Genomic DNA, 15,773 nt, shown 5'->3' with positions numbered 1-15,773 from the left:
TAGCTTTAGTTGAAGAAGGACGAAAAAATATTACTTATAAAAACAAAAACGCTGAATTATTTTCAGTGTTTTTTTGATTGAATAAATCTCATCTGTTTCATCTTCATTTCCCTGCAATTTAACCACTGAATTAGCAGTGGTTTTAACACAATATTTTCACCTTACAATAATTATTGTTGGTCGTTTAATTCATATGTCAATTCGATTGTTAAAACAAGTGCCATTTTTTTATAAATGTTGATGTATAGGCATTTTAAAGACCGCTAATTCATATGCGAATTAGCGGTCTATTTCGTTCTTTATTTTGCATTTTGTACCACTCAACTGAACGGGTTACTCTCAAAGTCGGCTGACTTTCTTTGTTTTCATTCCACCTTGGAAATTTCACCGTGCTCCAACCCATAATAAAAGTTTTCGTCAGCTACTGTAACGAGAACATTGATTTTGGATGGGTCTTCTTCGTTTGAGCTATACAGTAAAAGATCTTGATTTTGCGGTACTAGTAAATAGTCGGTACCGTCTTTATTGCGATAGCGGTCGCCTTCAAAGTGTTCTGCGATTTCCGCCTCAAGCGCCTCTTTTGTTGTTGTGAAATAAATCGTTTCTACCCAATCGTCGTAATACGTGACGAGTAATTCCTTCGCAGGGTACTGTTGGATCCAGTAATTTTGTATCATTTCATCAGGGCCTTCAGATTCTGGATTGCCAAGCGTAGCTTTCACTGATGACGGTTTGTCGCCTTGCAGAACACCGTAGATTAGGAATTGGTCATTTTTCATACGGAAGACAGGAGTTTCTTCTATAGAAGAAGATCTTTTGTATTCACCGCTGAGTATAAGTTCAGATCCGTCCGTAACTTCATCATTGATGGTGAGCTTGAGCGTTGAACCATCCATCTCAATCATCATTTTACAGTTGGCGGCAGGTTCGCAAGTGGCTTCGGCTTGATTGCCGTCAATTTTTCCGTTCCCTTCAAAGGTAAGTGCTACCGGAGAAGAGCCTTCGGTAGTTGGCTGTGAGCCGCTAATTTTGTAGTCGAATTCGCTATCAGCGTTCTCAGTAATGTGCAGGGTACCGAGTATCTTATCGCTTAGGAAAATCCAATCACCGTCCCAAGGGCTTTCGGAGACAATTACGTCAGTAGTAGGCGGATTTTCATCCTGATCAGTTTTATCACTGGGTATCTGTTCTTTGGTGGGGCTGCATCCCGCTACAATGATTGCGAGAAGCAAGATGGCCGATCGTGAAATCCATTTGTGCATATTGGTACCTCCATTTGTTGGGTAGTTGTGCATTCAACTATACAGGAGATACATGGAAATTACAGATTTATCTGAACGATAAAGCCCGTTTCTTTAAACGTCGATGTTGTAGTTACTGACACCTTCTTCAGTAACTTATCGTTGGCCAGTCTTTACATACTGAACAAACTCTTCTGGCGTCATGCCATCAATGCCAAGGTTCTCAAGCGTCCGTGCACCCGTCATCAAATCTTGTTCAAGTACCAACTGACCCATGTCGATAATCGTTTCCATTCGGGCTGTTGGTAGACCAAGCAAGTTTCCGAGAGCCACGAAGGGTACGAGTCCCATAGGAATATCCTCTGTTAGATAGCGCGTGTTGAGCGTCTTTTGCCCTTTGATATCCTTATACACGCTGTTGCTGCGCACCGATTCTGCTAAGTTATCTTCAAACACACTGTATTCCACTTCAAGCTGTTCACGACATGAGAGGAGTTCAAGACCTAAAGCTCGTCCAATTGCAAGCCGTTCCTCATCCATTTTCTCAACAAAACGTCCAATCGACGGAGTAAACCCGTCGATGTAGAAGTGCCATTCGCGATCTGATTCAATTGTACCTGCATTTAGTAGTGTTGTTGCAGGATGCAAAATCGGATTCGTATTGTCAAAACTTGTTACAAGGATGCTATCTGCGGCTTCGAACTGTGGAAACGCAGTTTGTAAAGCTGCAACGACTCTTGTCGTTTCCGTTGCAGGTAGGGCTGCGGTCAAAATCCTATTTTTTAGTCCGAATACCTGTGTTTTACCGGGTTCGATGATCCGGCAGCCATACAACAATGTATTCGTTTCCGCCAGTGTAACAGTCGCAGTGCATCCTTCATCTTCAAGCGTTTTCTTGAATGCTAGCGAGCCGAAAGTTGCAGCCGGGTTTAGAACGACAATTTGACCATCTTTCAAATATGGTGCACATGCTTTAGCGACAGTTGTGTGTGCAGTAGCGGGTACCGTGACTAGTACGATATCTGCATCTTGTAAAGCTTCTTCGATATTCGTTGTCGCGCAGCTAACTTTTCCGAATCCAATTAGTGCATCTTCAAGATAGACCCCGCCTTGCTTTTTAATCACTTGGATCGTTTCATCGAAAATATCATAAAGTGTGACATCGAAGCCCATCATTCCTAAATGTCCAGCTGTCGTTTGGCCACCATTGCCGCCACCTAAAATCGTCCATTTCATGCTTGTTTTCATCTTTATCTACTCCTAATTAAGTAATTTTTAAACCATTATAATAATAGTTCAAATTAAAATGGACCCCAGTTAATCCAAACGCCAATTGCTAAAATAATCATTGTCCAAATTGTCCATTTCAGAACGAGTGGTCCTGCAAAGCGTATCCACTTGCCGAATGGTACAGCCGCAATTCCAAGTGCAGCCATGAGAACTGGATGTGTTGGTGTAATCATATTCCAATACCCGTCTCCTGATTGGAATGCTTGGACTGCAATTTGTCGATTAATGCCGATGACATCACTAATGGACGACATAATAGGCATGACGACAGCTGCTTGTCCTGTAGATGACGGAATAACAAAGTTGATGAGACCTTGTGAAATATACATTCCCCAAGCCGCAAAGACACTGTTTAAGCTCCCAAGTGGAACAGACACTGCATAAACGAATGTATCAATGATTTGTCCTTCTGCCATAACGACGAGAATTGCACGTGATAGTCCTATAATTAGTGCAGCAGCTGTCATTTCAGCTGCACCTTTCATGAATTCATCTGTAAATTGATTGAAGCTACCATTAAATGCGATAAGACCAACGATAATGCCCATAAGTAACATTAGTGCAGAAATTTCACCAAGATACCAGCCGTATTTCAGTACGCCAAATACCAGTGCAACAAGCGATAATCCCAAAACAGCCATGATCCATTTATGTCTTTTTGTCATTGTGAGGCTGTCTAGCAGTGTCAAATCAGTTTCCACTTCAGTTGTTTCATTTGCGAGAAGGCTTGTTTTAGGATTAAGTTTTACTTTCTTGGCATATCTCAATGTATGATGAATTGCAATAATCAATCCGCCAACCATTAAAATGGTGCGTAGTCCGATACCGGAGAAGAGAGGTAACCCCGCAATACCTTGTGCAATCCCGACGTTGAAAGGATTGAGAGGACCAGCAGAGTATCCAGCATAGACCCCAACGACGACAATTGACACCGCGACAATTCGGTCATAACCCATGGCGATTGTCGCTGCTAGTACAATCGCAACAAAAGGTAATGTCTCTTCTGCCATTCCGAACGTTGCACCACCAATAGCAAATGCGGTCATAGCAATTACGATGAAAAGAGATTCCCTTCCATGAAGGCGTTTAATAAGTTTGGCCAACGCTGCATTGATAGCCCCACTTTTTACGACGACACCAAAGACTCCGCCGACAATTAATACAAACGCGATGATTTCAGCAGCACCGACAATTCCGTTAAAAACAGATGCCAATATACCTCCAGGTCCAACGGGTGATGACTCTGTATAAGAAAAGCTGTCTGCAACTATTAATTCCCTGCCCGTTTTGTCGTCCATAACCCGCTCATACTGCCCCGCGGGTACAATGTAGGTCAATAACGCAACCATAACAATCACCAACATGAGTAATGCAGTTGTGTTTGGTGCTTTCAATTTCCATCTCTTTTTCTGCTTTTCCATTCAATCCACCATCCTTTTATAGTTTAGGAACATTCAGTCAAATTAGCTCGTACATACTATTTGTTTACTTGAGTATAACATTATAACTTTATATACTATAGAAACTACGCAATGCATAGTTTCTACTAACACAAACGGTTTAAGGTGTTTTATAAGGAAATACCTAGTACTACTGTGACCCAAGGTTTGAAAATTACCGATCTAACCAATTTTCACGTTAGATCAAACTCTACATAATACTTCTCTTTATCCTGTTTCATGATAAATTTTGAATACTCAACGGGGTTCTCCGTTGTAGAATAGGTAATTCGCTCCCAAACAAAGAGTGGTGTATTTGGTCGAACATTAATCAGTTTCATTTCTTTTTCATTGGCTACTGCACCAGAAAAGTAATTTTTCGAACGTGCCAGGGAAATACCACATGTTTTTTTCAGCACATCATAGATGAACGCGTCCTTATTCGGAGGTTGCTCAATAGGTGGCCAAATCTCCTGCGGAATATAGGTATACTCCAGGGAAACAATCTCTCCTGCTTCGTATCCAATTCGCTCCAAATAGACGAATTTTGTATCTACTGGCAATCCAAGTTTTTTGGCAATACCAGGATACGACTGGTTGAATCCACTGGCAAGTAAATCATGCGAACTACTTACTTCATCATCCATTCTGATAAATTCGGATTTATGGATATTTTTCTCTTTTTGCAAATTAGTAACAAACGTCCCCCGGCCACGTTGCCGAACGAGCATCCCTTTATCCACTAGATTCATAATCGCACGTTTAATTGTAATATTACTGACATCATAAGCCTCTGCCAATTCATTTTCTGTTGGAATCTGAGCACCTTCATCCCAAATACCTGTAACAATCTTGTCTTCTAAAATCACCTCTATCTGTGAATAGAGAGGTGTTGTCGCTGTTTTATCGATTTTCATGCATCCCACCCTTTTTCCTTACATGATTATAATATTATAACTATTCAGTACTATACAGGTTGGGAATTTGATTGTAAAGCTTTTTTTTGAAAACGGTTACAAACAAATTAAATTCTATAAAGATTGTAAGTGCCCGAAGATACAATTTCGGGCACACTAGTACTTTGTACAATGCGTTCCTTGCTAAATTTTAGGGAAGAGTATGCATCTAGTTATGTGATTTCTTATAGAAGTCATTCAATCCAAACCAAAAGCGCAACTATACAAGTAGCGGGCAGGAGGTGATCATGTTATTCACTGGTTACTTTGGGTTAATCAACAGATGTGGGTAATTATAAAATACTTCGATTAGTTTTGATTTACCTTGGAGCCAGTTAACGAAAAGCGTATAATGGAAGAAAGTTGAAATGAAGAGGAGGTATTAATCAGCATGAGGACAAGCCTAAAATCATTTCTGTTATTATTTGCTATGCTATTCGTATTTCTTCCGCAGGTAACGTCCGCATCAGCCGAACCTCTTGATGAGATCCGCCAGTTGGTACGCGATTACTATGTCGATGACGTGCCAGAATCGGTGTTGTCGAAGGGCTCAGTTAAGGAGATTATAAAACAACTAGATCCTCATTCCGTCTATATGAGTGCGAAGGAGTACCAAGGATTTATAAATGGGATTGAGCAGCGAATTGTTGGAATTGGTGTTGTGCTTGAAGAAGATTTGAAAGGTGTCAAAGTCATATCGGTAATTCCGGATGGGCCTGCGGCGCGAGCGAAAATGCAACCGGGCGACGTGATCACAAATGTAAATGGAAAAAGTATCATCGGGAAGTCGATTCAGACTGCCATATCGTTAATTAGCGGAGAAGAAAACACAGTGGTCACGTTAACAATTAATCGGATGGGTCAACTAGCTCCTATCACGAAAAAAATTACGCGGGAAGAAATTAGTCTGCCGAATGTTGAATTTGAAATGCTTGGCGGCAATATCGCCTACATTCGACTGAACAGTTTTGCGATGGAATCCTCGAGAGAAATGAACAAAGCTATTCAATCCTTAAGCGGAGCAGATGGATGGATTGTTGATTTGCGTAACAACGGCGGCGGTTACATAACAGCGGCACAGGACGTTGCAGGATTCTTCCCAAGTACAGCAAACGCGTTTCGATTAAGGGAAAAGAACAGTAAACCAATGACTTATCCGTCGACCATTCAACCAAGAAAGTTTAAGGGACCAACTCATGTTTTGATTAATGAATACAGTGCGAGTGCTTCAGAAATGGTCTCTGCGACAGTGAAAGAGCAGAAGACGGCTACGTTATACGGTCAAACGAGCTATGGTAAAGGCACGATGCAAGCGATGTACGGATTTGATGATGGCAGTGTGTTGAAGATGACGACAGCAAGGTTTTATTCGCCGGGCGGGCAGTCTGTGGATAAAGTGGGTGTTAAGCCAGATGTCATAACGAAAAAAGAGGCTGAGCTCGAAGTGTCCCATCATGATCAATTAGTTAAAAAGTTGAAGGGATACAAACAGCTTCCTGAACTTGTTAATGTCCACGTAAACAAGAAGTTTACGGTTGAAATGAATACGACAATGAATTGGAAAAGTAGCGATAAAACAACGGTTCAACTTATCGAATTGGGAGGACAAGAGATCGGGGCTTCTATAAAGGTAGTAAATGGTACTACAATTACGGTCGTTCCGAATAAACCATTGATGTCGGGAAGTAGATATATGCTTGTGGTTCATCCACTTTATAAAAATACGCAAAATAAACCGATGAAACAGGGAGCTTACCTAGAGGTATCGGTAAAATAAGTAAGCACCGGGTTTTCACCGACTTTAGAAATGTTGAGTCGGATGGAACTTGGTGCTTTTTGTTGTGGAAAAAAAGCCCCCTTAAAAAGGGCGTCGGAAGAATCAGGAAGAAAGTTGGACTTTATAGTGTAAAGAGCGTCGACGAATTTCGGCTTCTAATAATTGAATAAAGTGAGGGCTTAGATTGATGTCTTTTGCTTTGAAATAGGATTCAATCAACAAGTCATCAGGTAGTTTATTCATCCGGGATTCCACCTCCAATTGTATAGATTATCGATTATGTGTACTAAATTGAAATGTGTTTGCATAAAATGGTACGTAACAACGTTGTACACTTAATCTACCAAAGATTGGGGTTAAGAACAACCGTTCCGTTATCCACAGAAGGTGGTGGATAAGCTGTGGTTAACATGTTTGCAACGACCCTGGGGGCATAGTGAATGCTAGGTATAACGTTAGTAACCTTATCCACATAAACTGAAAATGCAGATTTTGTCGAAACATTTTTTTGGGTTTCTTATGGATTTCCTGCTAATTGTTGTAAAAAAGCCCTGTTGGAATAAAAAGGTGAGTTGAAGGAATAGAATAGTGTACTGATGTTGTTGAAAGTGAAACTTTAACAACGACTGAAAATTGGAGGGGATAGATTGCACTGCATAAATTGCGGACAGAGACAAAGTGAGGGGAATTTTTGTGCAGTTTGTGGAATACCTTTGGGCGCGAAGCAAACAAGAAGTCGGGCGGCTGGAAAATCCAGTCTTCAATCAAATAAATACATCAAAAGGGTTAAAATTGCTTCTAACAAGTACTGGAACTATTTTTTGAACTATTTGAAGCACCCTTCTTTAGTACTCAAACAAGGTGAAAAGGAGTTTTCGAATGGCATAATAAATATAGGTATTATGGCGTTTTTTATGGGTCTAATTTTATTTACCTTCATGAAACGTGCACCATTTCCATTTCATGAAGCTTCGTACGAACCATCATTTATCTCGGTGGTTGGGGGTTGTTTGTTATTTGTCGTTATCAGCACGGTAATTATCGTCGGTTCATTGTATCTGACGACTAAGTTTCTTGGTCCCGAGCAATCCTTTAAAAGTTTTATAGGTATTTACGGAACGCACCTTATCCCGTCCACATTCCTCGTATTGATTGCCTTTATTTTGCTCCTACTAAAAGCGTACACCTACAGTAACTTTCTTCTATCCTTCGCGCTCCTATTTTCGTTCTTCGTCATACCGCTGTATATCCTGATAAAATTATTGACCCAAGAAGTAGGTGGAATTGATCCACTATACTGTGTCATTGCCTATATCGTTACCTTTGGAATTGCCTTTACTATCTACCTTGTTCTTTTGCAAGGCTCTTTAATTGTGGATGTGTTGAATCGTTGGATGACAGTCTCTTGGTGAATTGATAACGCACACGTGTTGATTAACCAGAAGTAACCAGCAAATAACTTGATCACACACTGGGTGCTACGTGTAGGGTCGCATTCGGATTGCTTTGGATTGAATGACTTCTATTCGATTACCGAGATGTCTGGATATGTAGGGATGCGACAAAGTCGCATCCCTACATAGTTTTTTCGGTAATGATATGGTGTTCCTTCATCCGTCGCGCTCCAAATGCAAAAGTACACATAGTAGTGCTGAAGCTTTTTGGGACGAAAGAATAGCTGGCTTCTTAACTGGAGAAAAGCCGCCAAAGATGAAATTTTGGCGGCTGATGCTTTCTCTATGGTTTTTTCTTTTTTATTTTAAAGAAGTGTCTCTTTCTATAAGACATCACATGACTAGATGTATACTCTTTGTTAAAAGTAAGTATGAAGCACATTATTCAACGTGCAAGAGTGCCCGAAATTGCATCTTCGGGCACTTACAATCTAAATAGAAAATCATCTATTTGTTTCTATCAAACATAACTGCATTTTTCACTTAAATAATGTAGGGACGTGACAGGCAACTATTCGCAACAGGATTACCGAAAAGTGTTGTCATGAATATTTCGCCGCAAGCGAACCGAAAATGATCTAGTGGAAATGGGGGTTTTCGAGCCCTTCTCACTAGTGCTTTGTGGCGGTAAATGGTTAATTGGCAGACGTGTTGATAACGGTTAAAATGCAGCACCCTGAACCGGTTTGGTTTAGGGATGTTTTTTTATAGTTCCTGGGCTACATTTTGATAAACATAAAACTAGTGATATATATAGAAGGAAATGGATTGTCGGAGTTGCCGATCTTCCTTAGTGACGCGCATGACAGCCACACGATTGAAGTGTTATAATAGTGGGACAATTGTTTTGTTCTAAAATGTAATTATAGTGAGGGAGTGAAGATAATGGCTGTTGATATCTATCTTAATTTTAATGGGAATTGTCGTGAAGTGGTGAATTTCTATGCAAAGGTTTTTGGAACAGAAGCACCAAAAATTATGACTTTTGGAGAAACACCGCCTAATCCAGAATATCCACTTCCAGAAGAAGCGAAAGAATTGGTTATGCATACTCGATTGAACATTAGTGGAAGCAACGTGATGTTTTCGGATGTATTTCCTGGCATGCCTTTTATTGAAGGAAATAATATTAGCCTTGCGTTTGTTAGTACAGATCTGGAAGAGATTAACTCTGCATTTAGTAATTTGAAAGAAGGCGGCAAGGTAGGTATGGAACTCCAAGAAACATTTTGGAGCAAATACTACGGTCAAATAACGGACAAGTTTGGCATTGAGTGGCAATTTAATTACGATAATGGGGAAGTTTTCATGTGATTTGAAACAAATTCGTCATGATGTCTCGATAGATAAAACGCAATGTGCACACTTCAAAGTGCCTTGCGTTTTTTTTTTTTGTCTAGCTCCAGGCGCCAACCCCTCGGGTCATAAGCCGTTTTGCTGTGGGGGCTGAAGCACGCCCTCCTCGCAAACCGTCTTATGCCTGTCGGAGCTGGACGGCGCCTTGCGCTTTTCTAATTGTCTATCTCCAGGCGCCAACCCCTCGGGTCATAAGCCGTTTTGCTGTGGGGGCTGAAGTACGCCCTCCTCGCAAACCGTCTTATGCCTGTCGGAGCTGGACGGCGCCTTGCGCTTTTCTAATTGTCTATCTCCAGGCGCCAACCCCTCGGGTCATAAGCCGTTTTGATGTGGGGGCTGAAGTACGCCCTCCTCGCAAACCGTCTTATGCCCGTCGGAGCTGGACGGCGCCTTGCGCTTTTCTAATTGTCTATCTCCAGGCGCCAACCCCTTGGGTCATAAGCCGTTTTGCTGTGGGGGCTGAAGTACGCCCTCCTCGCAAACCGTCTTATGCCTGTCGGAGCTGGACGGCGCCTTACGCTTTTCTTATTGTCTAGACTCCAGCGCCTAGCCCCTCGAATCGCTTTGGTCCTTAAGGTTAAAGGCAAAGAGCGCCTTTAACTTAAGGCCCTCCAGCGCTTGTCGGGTCTACCAAGGCGCTTACGCTTTTCTTTAACAAAATACGTATCATTCCCCTCTCTCGCATATAGATAATTGGCAGGACCTACACCTAATTTGGACATATGGAGCGTATTGGAGGGGGCATTGAGTTGAAAAAGTTTTGGCTACTTAGCGTATTGCTAGTGCTGTTGTTATGTACTGCATGCCAGCAATCGGGTATTGCCGAGGTGAAAAAAAGTGAAGTTCAGTCGGTAAAAGCGGTGGAGATTGCTGCAAGTTGGGCAGCGACAGCGAGTCTTGTGCAAGCAGGTGGGGCCTATACTGAAGGGGAATATAAGAGGTTCAACTATAAAGGGAAGACATATCGCTATATGGCTAGCAACTTGGATACGAAGAGGGAATTAAGGATTGAGTTGGAGAAGTCGGTGACAAAAAAAGTTGCCAAACAGTTCATCAAGGACCAAAACTTTATTAAACAAAAAAGGAGGTTGGCGCAGGTGGAGGCCGATGGTGGTTCGCTTCTTCAATGGCGTGAGGCGACAGCAAGAGTGGTGAAATCGAAAAAGAATAAAAGTGTATTCGAAGTCAGTGTGCCCGTGGGTTATACAGGTACATTTGATACGTTCAAAGTTACATACGAATACGTGAGGAAATCTGGTTGGCGTATAAGTAAGCTTCCGGAATATAAGAAGTAAAACATGAAGACCTCTCCATAAGTTGGAAGAGGTTTTTATGTTTTGAAATTATGGGGATAGTGTCCTGGAAGACTGTCATCCAGCGGAGAAAGCTTATCCTCCCTGCAATTAATTCGCAAGGTCCTTCAAGTTTATGTTGGAGTGGATACGCTGAAATTTTAGTTCGAAGAGGGAATCACCTCGGAAGACATTGCCTTCATCAATTGGATGAGCACTGCTTATTCCGGCTTCTTGTAAGGCGTGAATCGCTGCCAAACTACGTTTTCCATACGGATATGCTGGGCCATGACTTGATCGTTTCCGATGACTGTATGATAAAAAAGGTTTGATTCATCCACCACGGTGTACGAAGCGCCTTTTAGGAATACAGCAACTTTCTGATAGTCATCGAAAACAGAAGTGGTTTCGGTAATTTTTATCGATTTTACAGTTAATGCTTCAGTGGTTTCTGTGAAAATTGGAAATGCTACAAAGAGTAGTAGTGAAAACAGTATAAATTTCTTCAATTTCTATTGTGCCCCTTTAGTCTAGTTTCTCTCTCTATGATAGATGGGATGGGAGAAACTGCTGAGTAATAATTGGAATTGGGTATAAGTATAGAATAATCGGAACTTATCCACAAAAGCGGTGGATATCCTGTGTGTAACTTGTTTGAAATGTCAGTCAATACGGATAACTTGGTTAAACTGGTGTTAGTAACTTTATCCACAGTGTAAAATGAAGGGGTTTATTGTCGAAAGATATTATGGGGAAAACATAGCGTATAAAACCATGATGCTTGCAATATGTTTCTAACAGACAGCTAGTTAAAAACATGGGAGTGAAGTAGATGTTGATTTTAAGCGCAAATGATCAAAAGAATCTAGTGGACATGAATGAAGTTTTGCAATGTGTTGAGGTTGCTTTGAAGGAATTCTCGGCATTAAAGACGGACACGCCAATCCGAACGGCTCTCCCTTTTGGAAATGGGAATTCTGGATTAGTGATGCCCTCGGTTGCTGAGGGCTTAGATACGATGGGACTAAAATATGTAACGGTCGTCCCAGGGAATAAAGATAGTGGGAAAAAGGCGATTCATGGTGTTGTTTTACTGTCGGATATCAAGACGGGGGAACCGCTAGCATTACTGGAGGGATCTTATTTAACGCTTATTCGAACCGGGGCTTTATCAGGTGTTGCAACAAAGTATTTAGCACGTCAAGATGCTAGGAGTTTAGGAATCATAGGGACTGGGGAACAGGCGAGAGGAATTTGCGAAGCGATTTTAGCTGTGCGCGATATTGAGACCATTTATCTGTTCAATCGCAGTGAACAGAAAGCGCATGAATTTGCGACGTTTGTAGCGACTACATTTCAAAAAGAAGTGGTCGTCTGTTTGGATCCGAACGAGGTAGTCCGAAATTCCGATATTCTTGTGACAGCTACAACGTCTATGTCGCCGGTGTTTTCGGAAATCTTACAGCCTGGGATTCATGTGAATGCAGTGGGTTCTTTTCGACCTACGATGCAAGAAGTGCCAACCGACGCCATTTGCTCAGCCACTAAAGTCGTAGTTGAATCTAGGGAGGCGGCACTTGAAGAAGCCGGGGACCTACATATACCGATTCTAGAGGGCGTTTTTTCCCAGGATGAACTTCATGCCGAACTTGGACAAATTGTAGGTGGTGAACGACCTGGTAGAGAAGACGATCAGGAGATTACAGTCTTCAAATCGGTTGGGTTGGCAATTGTGGATATCGTCGTTGCTAAATATTTATATGACTTGGCAATTAAGAGTAAAAAGGGCGTCATTGTTGATTTGTAAAAAAGAGTTCACTGATTAAGTTTGTCAGTGAACTCTTTTTTTGTTTTATGAATTCGGAATAACTGAATAAGTCCAGCATATCTTGAGTAAATAGATATGTGGGACAAGACATACGATTATTTTTAGTTGAAGGGGGAAAAGTCAGATGCACAAAGCAGATATCATCATTGTAGGTGGCGGAGTAATGGGGTCAAGTACCGCTTATTCCTTACGAAAGAATGGCTTTGAAGGGCGTATTCTTGTTTTTGAAAAAGATTCTACTTATGAATACTCTTCCACGGCCCGCAGCGCGGGGGGATTTAGGCAATTATATTCGACAGCTATAAATATTCAACTCAGCCGGTATAGCTTACATGTGTATAAAGATTTTGCTGAAAAAATGGCTTTAGACGGGGAGCCCGCAGAAATCGATTTCAAGCAGCGAGGGTATTTGTTTTTAGCGACGGAAAGTATGATTCCTTACTTTGACAAACAACTAAAGAAACAACATCAATACGGTGTGCCTTCTGAATTGCTGTCCCCTCAAGAATTAGTGACCATTATTCCCGAACTGGAAACTAGCGATTTGGCGGGGGGCCTTTATTGTCATGAAGATGGTTACCTCGATCCATATTCCGTCATGCAAGCGTATCGAAGAAATGCCCTGGCGTTGGGAGTAGATTATATTTCCGGGGAAATAATTTCTTTATTGACAGAAAGGGACAAGATAACGGGCGTACGTTTAACGAATGGTACGGTTTATTCATCCCCAATTGTCATCAATTGTGCTGGTGCGTGGGGAGCTGCTTTAAGTGAGGAAATCGGTCTGCCGGTGCCGGTCGTACCGCTAAAAAGGCAAATGTATGTGTTTGATACATCAGAGCCTCTTGAAAAGAAGCTTCCATTAACAATCGATCCATCAGGTGTCTATTTCCGTCATGAAGGCGAAAAAGTAGTAGCGGGATTTTCAGATGACTGTAAACCTGGCATTGATTTCACATGGAAGCGCTCATCATTTGAAAAATTGTGGCCTATTTTAGCGCACCGTGTTCCGAACTTCGAAAGGTTGAAGTTGGAATCGGGTTGGGCGGGATTATACGATTATAATACGCAAGATCAAAATGCCATTATTGGCGAGCATCCGCTAATGAAAGGCTATTATATGGCACTTGGTTTTAGTGGACATGGCATGCAACAGGCTCCAGGAGTTGGACAAGGGTTGGCAGAGCTGATTTGTAAAGGGCGCTATGAAACGTTAGATCTTACACCACTGCGTGTCGAACGATTTGCGGAAAATGATTTAGTGTTGGAAGATGCCATCGTATAACTGCCGAACGTAAGGAGTTAACTACCAAATTCGAGGGGGATGGGAAAATTGCATACTATCATAATGATTGAATTCGTTTTGTATCTAGTGCTTATGCTCGTGGTCGGCTATGTCGTTAGTCGGCGTACGAAAAGCCACGCTGATTTTCTGCTCGGTGGGAAGCAATTGCCGGGCTGGGCATTGGCGTTTTCTGAGCGTGCCACGGGGGAATCCGCTTGGCTCCTTTTAGGCTATACAGGCTTTGTCTTTGCGACAGGTCTATCAGGCGTTTGGGTAGCGGTGGGGATTGCATCAGGTATTATCTTTGCTTGGTTATTTTTAGCGAAACGCTTCATGAGGGAGGCGGAAGAGACCGGAGCGTTGACACTGCCTAGCTATTTGGCGAAACGTTTTGGAAAACACGGAAAAATCATCCTTTGGCTTACTACCATCCTTATCTTCAGTTTTATGATGTTTTATTTCGGGGCTCAAATTGCCGGAGCGGGTAAAACATTATTCGCTGTTTTCAATATCCCTACGACAGTTGGCGCTATTTTAAGTATCATAGTCGTTATTATACTCGCTTACATCGGTGGATTTGTGACGGTCGTTTGGACAGATATGATTCAAAGTGTAATGATGCTTATCACATTAGTTGTGTTGCCCATCGTTGCCCTATTCCATATTTCAGCAGCCGATTTGTCTATCAGCCAAGCTTTGACTGCAGCGGGTCCGTCGATGGATTCCTGGACAGGAGGAGCAATCGGGTTTTCTCTGGGGCTATTATTGTTCAATAACTTCGCTTGGTTTTTCGGTTTCCTAGGCGGACAGCCGCAACTAAGTGTTCGTTTTATGGCACTTCGAAGTGAAAAAGAAGCAAGAACGGGAAGTATCGTCGCCATCACGTGGACACTGTTGGCATATGGCGGCGCGTTCATGATTGGGATTACTGCGCTCACATTGTACCAAGGGCAAGCGTTTGCCGATGTCGAAATGATCTTGCCATTTATGATCCTTGACTTGATGCCTCCTTGGATTGCGGGTATTTTGCTAGCAGGTATCCTTGCAGCTATCATTTCAACCGCAGATTCACAGTTAATGGTCATTACCAGCTCGGTCAGTGAGGATATTATAAACAACGCATTGAAAAAGAAACTATCGGAAAAGAAGCTTGTCGCCATATCAAGAATCACCATCATTATTGCTGGGCTCGTGGGTTTAATCATCGCTTTGACATCCAAGTCATTGGTCTTTCTGGTCGTCAGTTGGGCGTGGGCCGGAGTGGGATGCACATTATCGCCCGCCATCATCTTGACGTTTTTCTGGAAAAGGTACTCAGGCATCGGCGTGATCGCGACAATCATCTCCGGATTTGTCAGCACGGTGATCTGGATTTCGACGCCGCTTGAAGAAATCGCTACTTCCCGATTCACGACGTTCTTCATCGCCGCGGCGTTCGGGATTGTCTTTAGTTTACTGTTCCCGGATAAGAAGGAGTCGTAGGACTTTATTAAAGAGATTAGATATGTTGAATAACACATCTGTTGATTAATTAAAAATAACCGGTAAAAAAACGTGGTTAAACCCTAAACGCTACGTGTATAGTTGCTTTTTGGGACGAAAGAATAGCGTTGCTTCTTATCTGGATAAAAGCCGCCAAAGATGCAATTTTGGCGGCTGATGCTTTCGCTATGTTTTTTAAAAAAATTTAAGGCAATTTCACCTTCTATATAGCGTCACACTATTACTTGTATGAACTTTGCCGAAATAAGCAAATAAGCTTTATTAAAAGCGGTGGAGTGCCCGAAATTTCAACATCGGGCACTTGGAACCTATCTATAAAGGTAGTAATTCTTTCATCTTCCAAACTATAAAT

At 42.0% G+C, this 15,773-nt stretch carries 13 protein-coding genes; 7 read left to right on the top strand and 6 right to left on the bottom strand.

Annotation, left to right across the window (positions count from 1 at the left end; genetic code table 11):
* Positions 1-365: 365 nt before the first annotated feature.
* The 4 genes from H2672_RS14610 to H2672_RS14595 all read right to left on the bottom strand — a co-directional run bounded on the left by H2672_RS14610 (position 366) and on the right by H2672_RS14595 (position 4,887).
* The gene (locus H2672_RS14610; RefSeq protein ID WP_186672578.1) at positions 366-1,262 is read right to left on the bottom strand and encodes a hypothetical protein; all 897 of its coding nucleotides are present in this window, start codon (positions 1,260-1,262) and stop codon (positions 366-368) included.
* Between the two features lie 135 nt (positions 1,263-1,397).
* Positions 1,398-2,489 (bottom strand): NAD/NADP-dependent octopine/nopaline dehydrogenase family protein, encoded by a 1,092-nt coding sequence (locus H2672_RS14605; RefSeq protein WP_186672577.1) that lies wholly within the window; start codon positions 2,487-2,489, stop codon positions 1,398-1,400.
* Between the two features lie 53 nt (positions 2,490-2,542).
* The gene (locus tag H2672_RS14600; protein WP_186672576.1) at positions 2,543-3,952 is read right to left on the bottom strand and encodes a YfcC family protein; all 1,410 of its coding nucleotides are present in this window, start codon (positions 3,950-3,952) and stop codon (positions 2,543-2,545) included.
* Positions 3,953-4,164: 212 nt separating this feature from the next.
* A complete protein-coding gene (locus tag H2672_RS14595) occupies positions 4,165-4,887 on the bottom strand; it encodes a GntR family transcriptional regulator (protein WP_186672575.1) in 723 nt (240 codons plus the stop codon).
* Positions 4,888-5,317: 430 nt separating this feature from the next.
* Here H2672_RS14595 and H2672_RS14590 point away from each other — a divergent pair, with 430 nt between their 5' ends.
* Entirely contained in the window at positions 5,318-6,703 is a 1,386-nt protein-coding gene (locus tag H2672_RS14590; protein WP_186672574.1) for a S41 family peptidase, read from the top strand.
* 102 nt (positions 6,704-6,805) lie between these two features.
* Here H2672_RS14590 and sda read toward each other — a convergent pair whose 3' ends face one another.
* A complete protein-coding gene (gene sda / locus H2672_RS14585) occupies positions 6,806-6,946 on the bottom strand; it encodes a sporulation histidine kinase inhibitor Sda (protein WP_186672573.1) in 141 nt (46 codons plus the stop codon).
* Between the two features lie 578 nt (positions 6,947-7,524).
* On the opposite strand from sda, the gene H2672_RS14580 reads away from it, so the two are divergent.
* The 3 genes from H2672_RS14580 to H2672_RS14570 all read left to right on the top strand — a co-directional run bounded on the left by H2672_RS14580 (position 7,525) and on the right by H2672_RS14570 (position 10,808).
* A complete protein-coding gene (locus H2672_RS14580; protein ID WP_186672571.1) occupies positions 7,525-8,115 on the top strand; it encodes a hypothetical protein in 591 nt (196 codons plus the stop codon).
* Between the two features lie 927 nt (positions 8,116-9,042).
* Positions 9,043-9,471, top strand: coding sequence for a VOC family protein (locus H2672_RS14575; RefSeq protein WP_186672569.1), 429 nt, complete (start codon positions 9,043-9,045; stop codon positions 9,469-9,471).
* 791 nt (positions 9,472-10,262) lie between these two features.
* A complete protein-coding gene (locus H2672_RS14570) occupies positions 10,263-10,808 on the top strand; it encodes a DL-endopeptidase inhibitor IseA family protein (protein WP_186672567.1) in 546 nt (181 codons plus the stop codon).
* A gap of 218 nt (positions 10,809-11,026) precedes the next feature.
* Here the strand turns inward: H2672_RS14570 and H2672_RS14565 are convergent, their stop codons facing one another.
* Complete coding sequence (locus H2672_RS14565; protein WP_186672565.1) at positions 11,027-11,314, bottom strand: hypothetical protein; 288 nt, start codon at positions 11,312-11,314, stop codon at positions 11,027-11,029.
* A 323-nt stretch (positions 11,315-11,637) separates the two neighbouring features.
* On the opposite strand from H2672_RS14565, the gene H2672_RS14560 reads away from it, so the two are divergent.
* The 3 genes from H2672_RS14560 (at position 11,638) to H2672_RS14550 (ending at position 15,400) form a co-directional block, all read left to right on the top strand.
* On the top strand, positions 11,638-12,612 hold the full coding sequence (locus H2672_RS14560; protein ID WP_186672563.1) for an ornithine cyclodeaminase family protein: 975 nt from the start codon (positions 11,638-11,640) through the stop codon (positions 12,610-12,612).
* Between the two features lie 145 nt (positions 12,613-12,757).
* On the top strand, positions 12,758-13,918 hold the full coding sequence (locus tag H2672_RS14555) for an NAD(P)/FAD-dependent oxidoreductase (RefSeq protein ID WP_186672562.1): 1,161 nt from the start codon (positions 12,758-12,760) through the stop codon (positions 13,916-13,918).
* Between the two features lie 48 nt (positions 13,919-13,966).
* The gene (locus tag H2672_RS14550; protein WP_186672560.1) at positions 13,967-15,400 is read left to right on the top strand and encodes a sodium/proline symporter; all 1,434 of its coding nucleotides are present in this window, start codon (positions 13,967-13,969) and stop codon (positions 15,398-15,400) included.
* The last annotated feature ends 373 nt before the right edge of the window (positions 15,401-15,773 follow it).

This window comes from Sporosarcina sp. BP05 (genome assembly GCF_014282005.1).
GTDB lineage: Bacteria > Bacillota > Bacilli > Bacillales_A > Planococcaceae > Sporosarcina.
The sequence above is the reverse complement of the archived record's forward strand: the minus strand, read 5'-3'. Positions and strand labels throughout refer to the sequence as shown.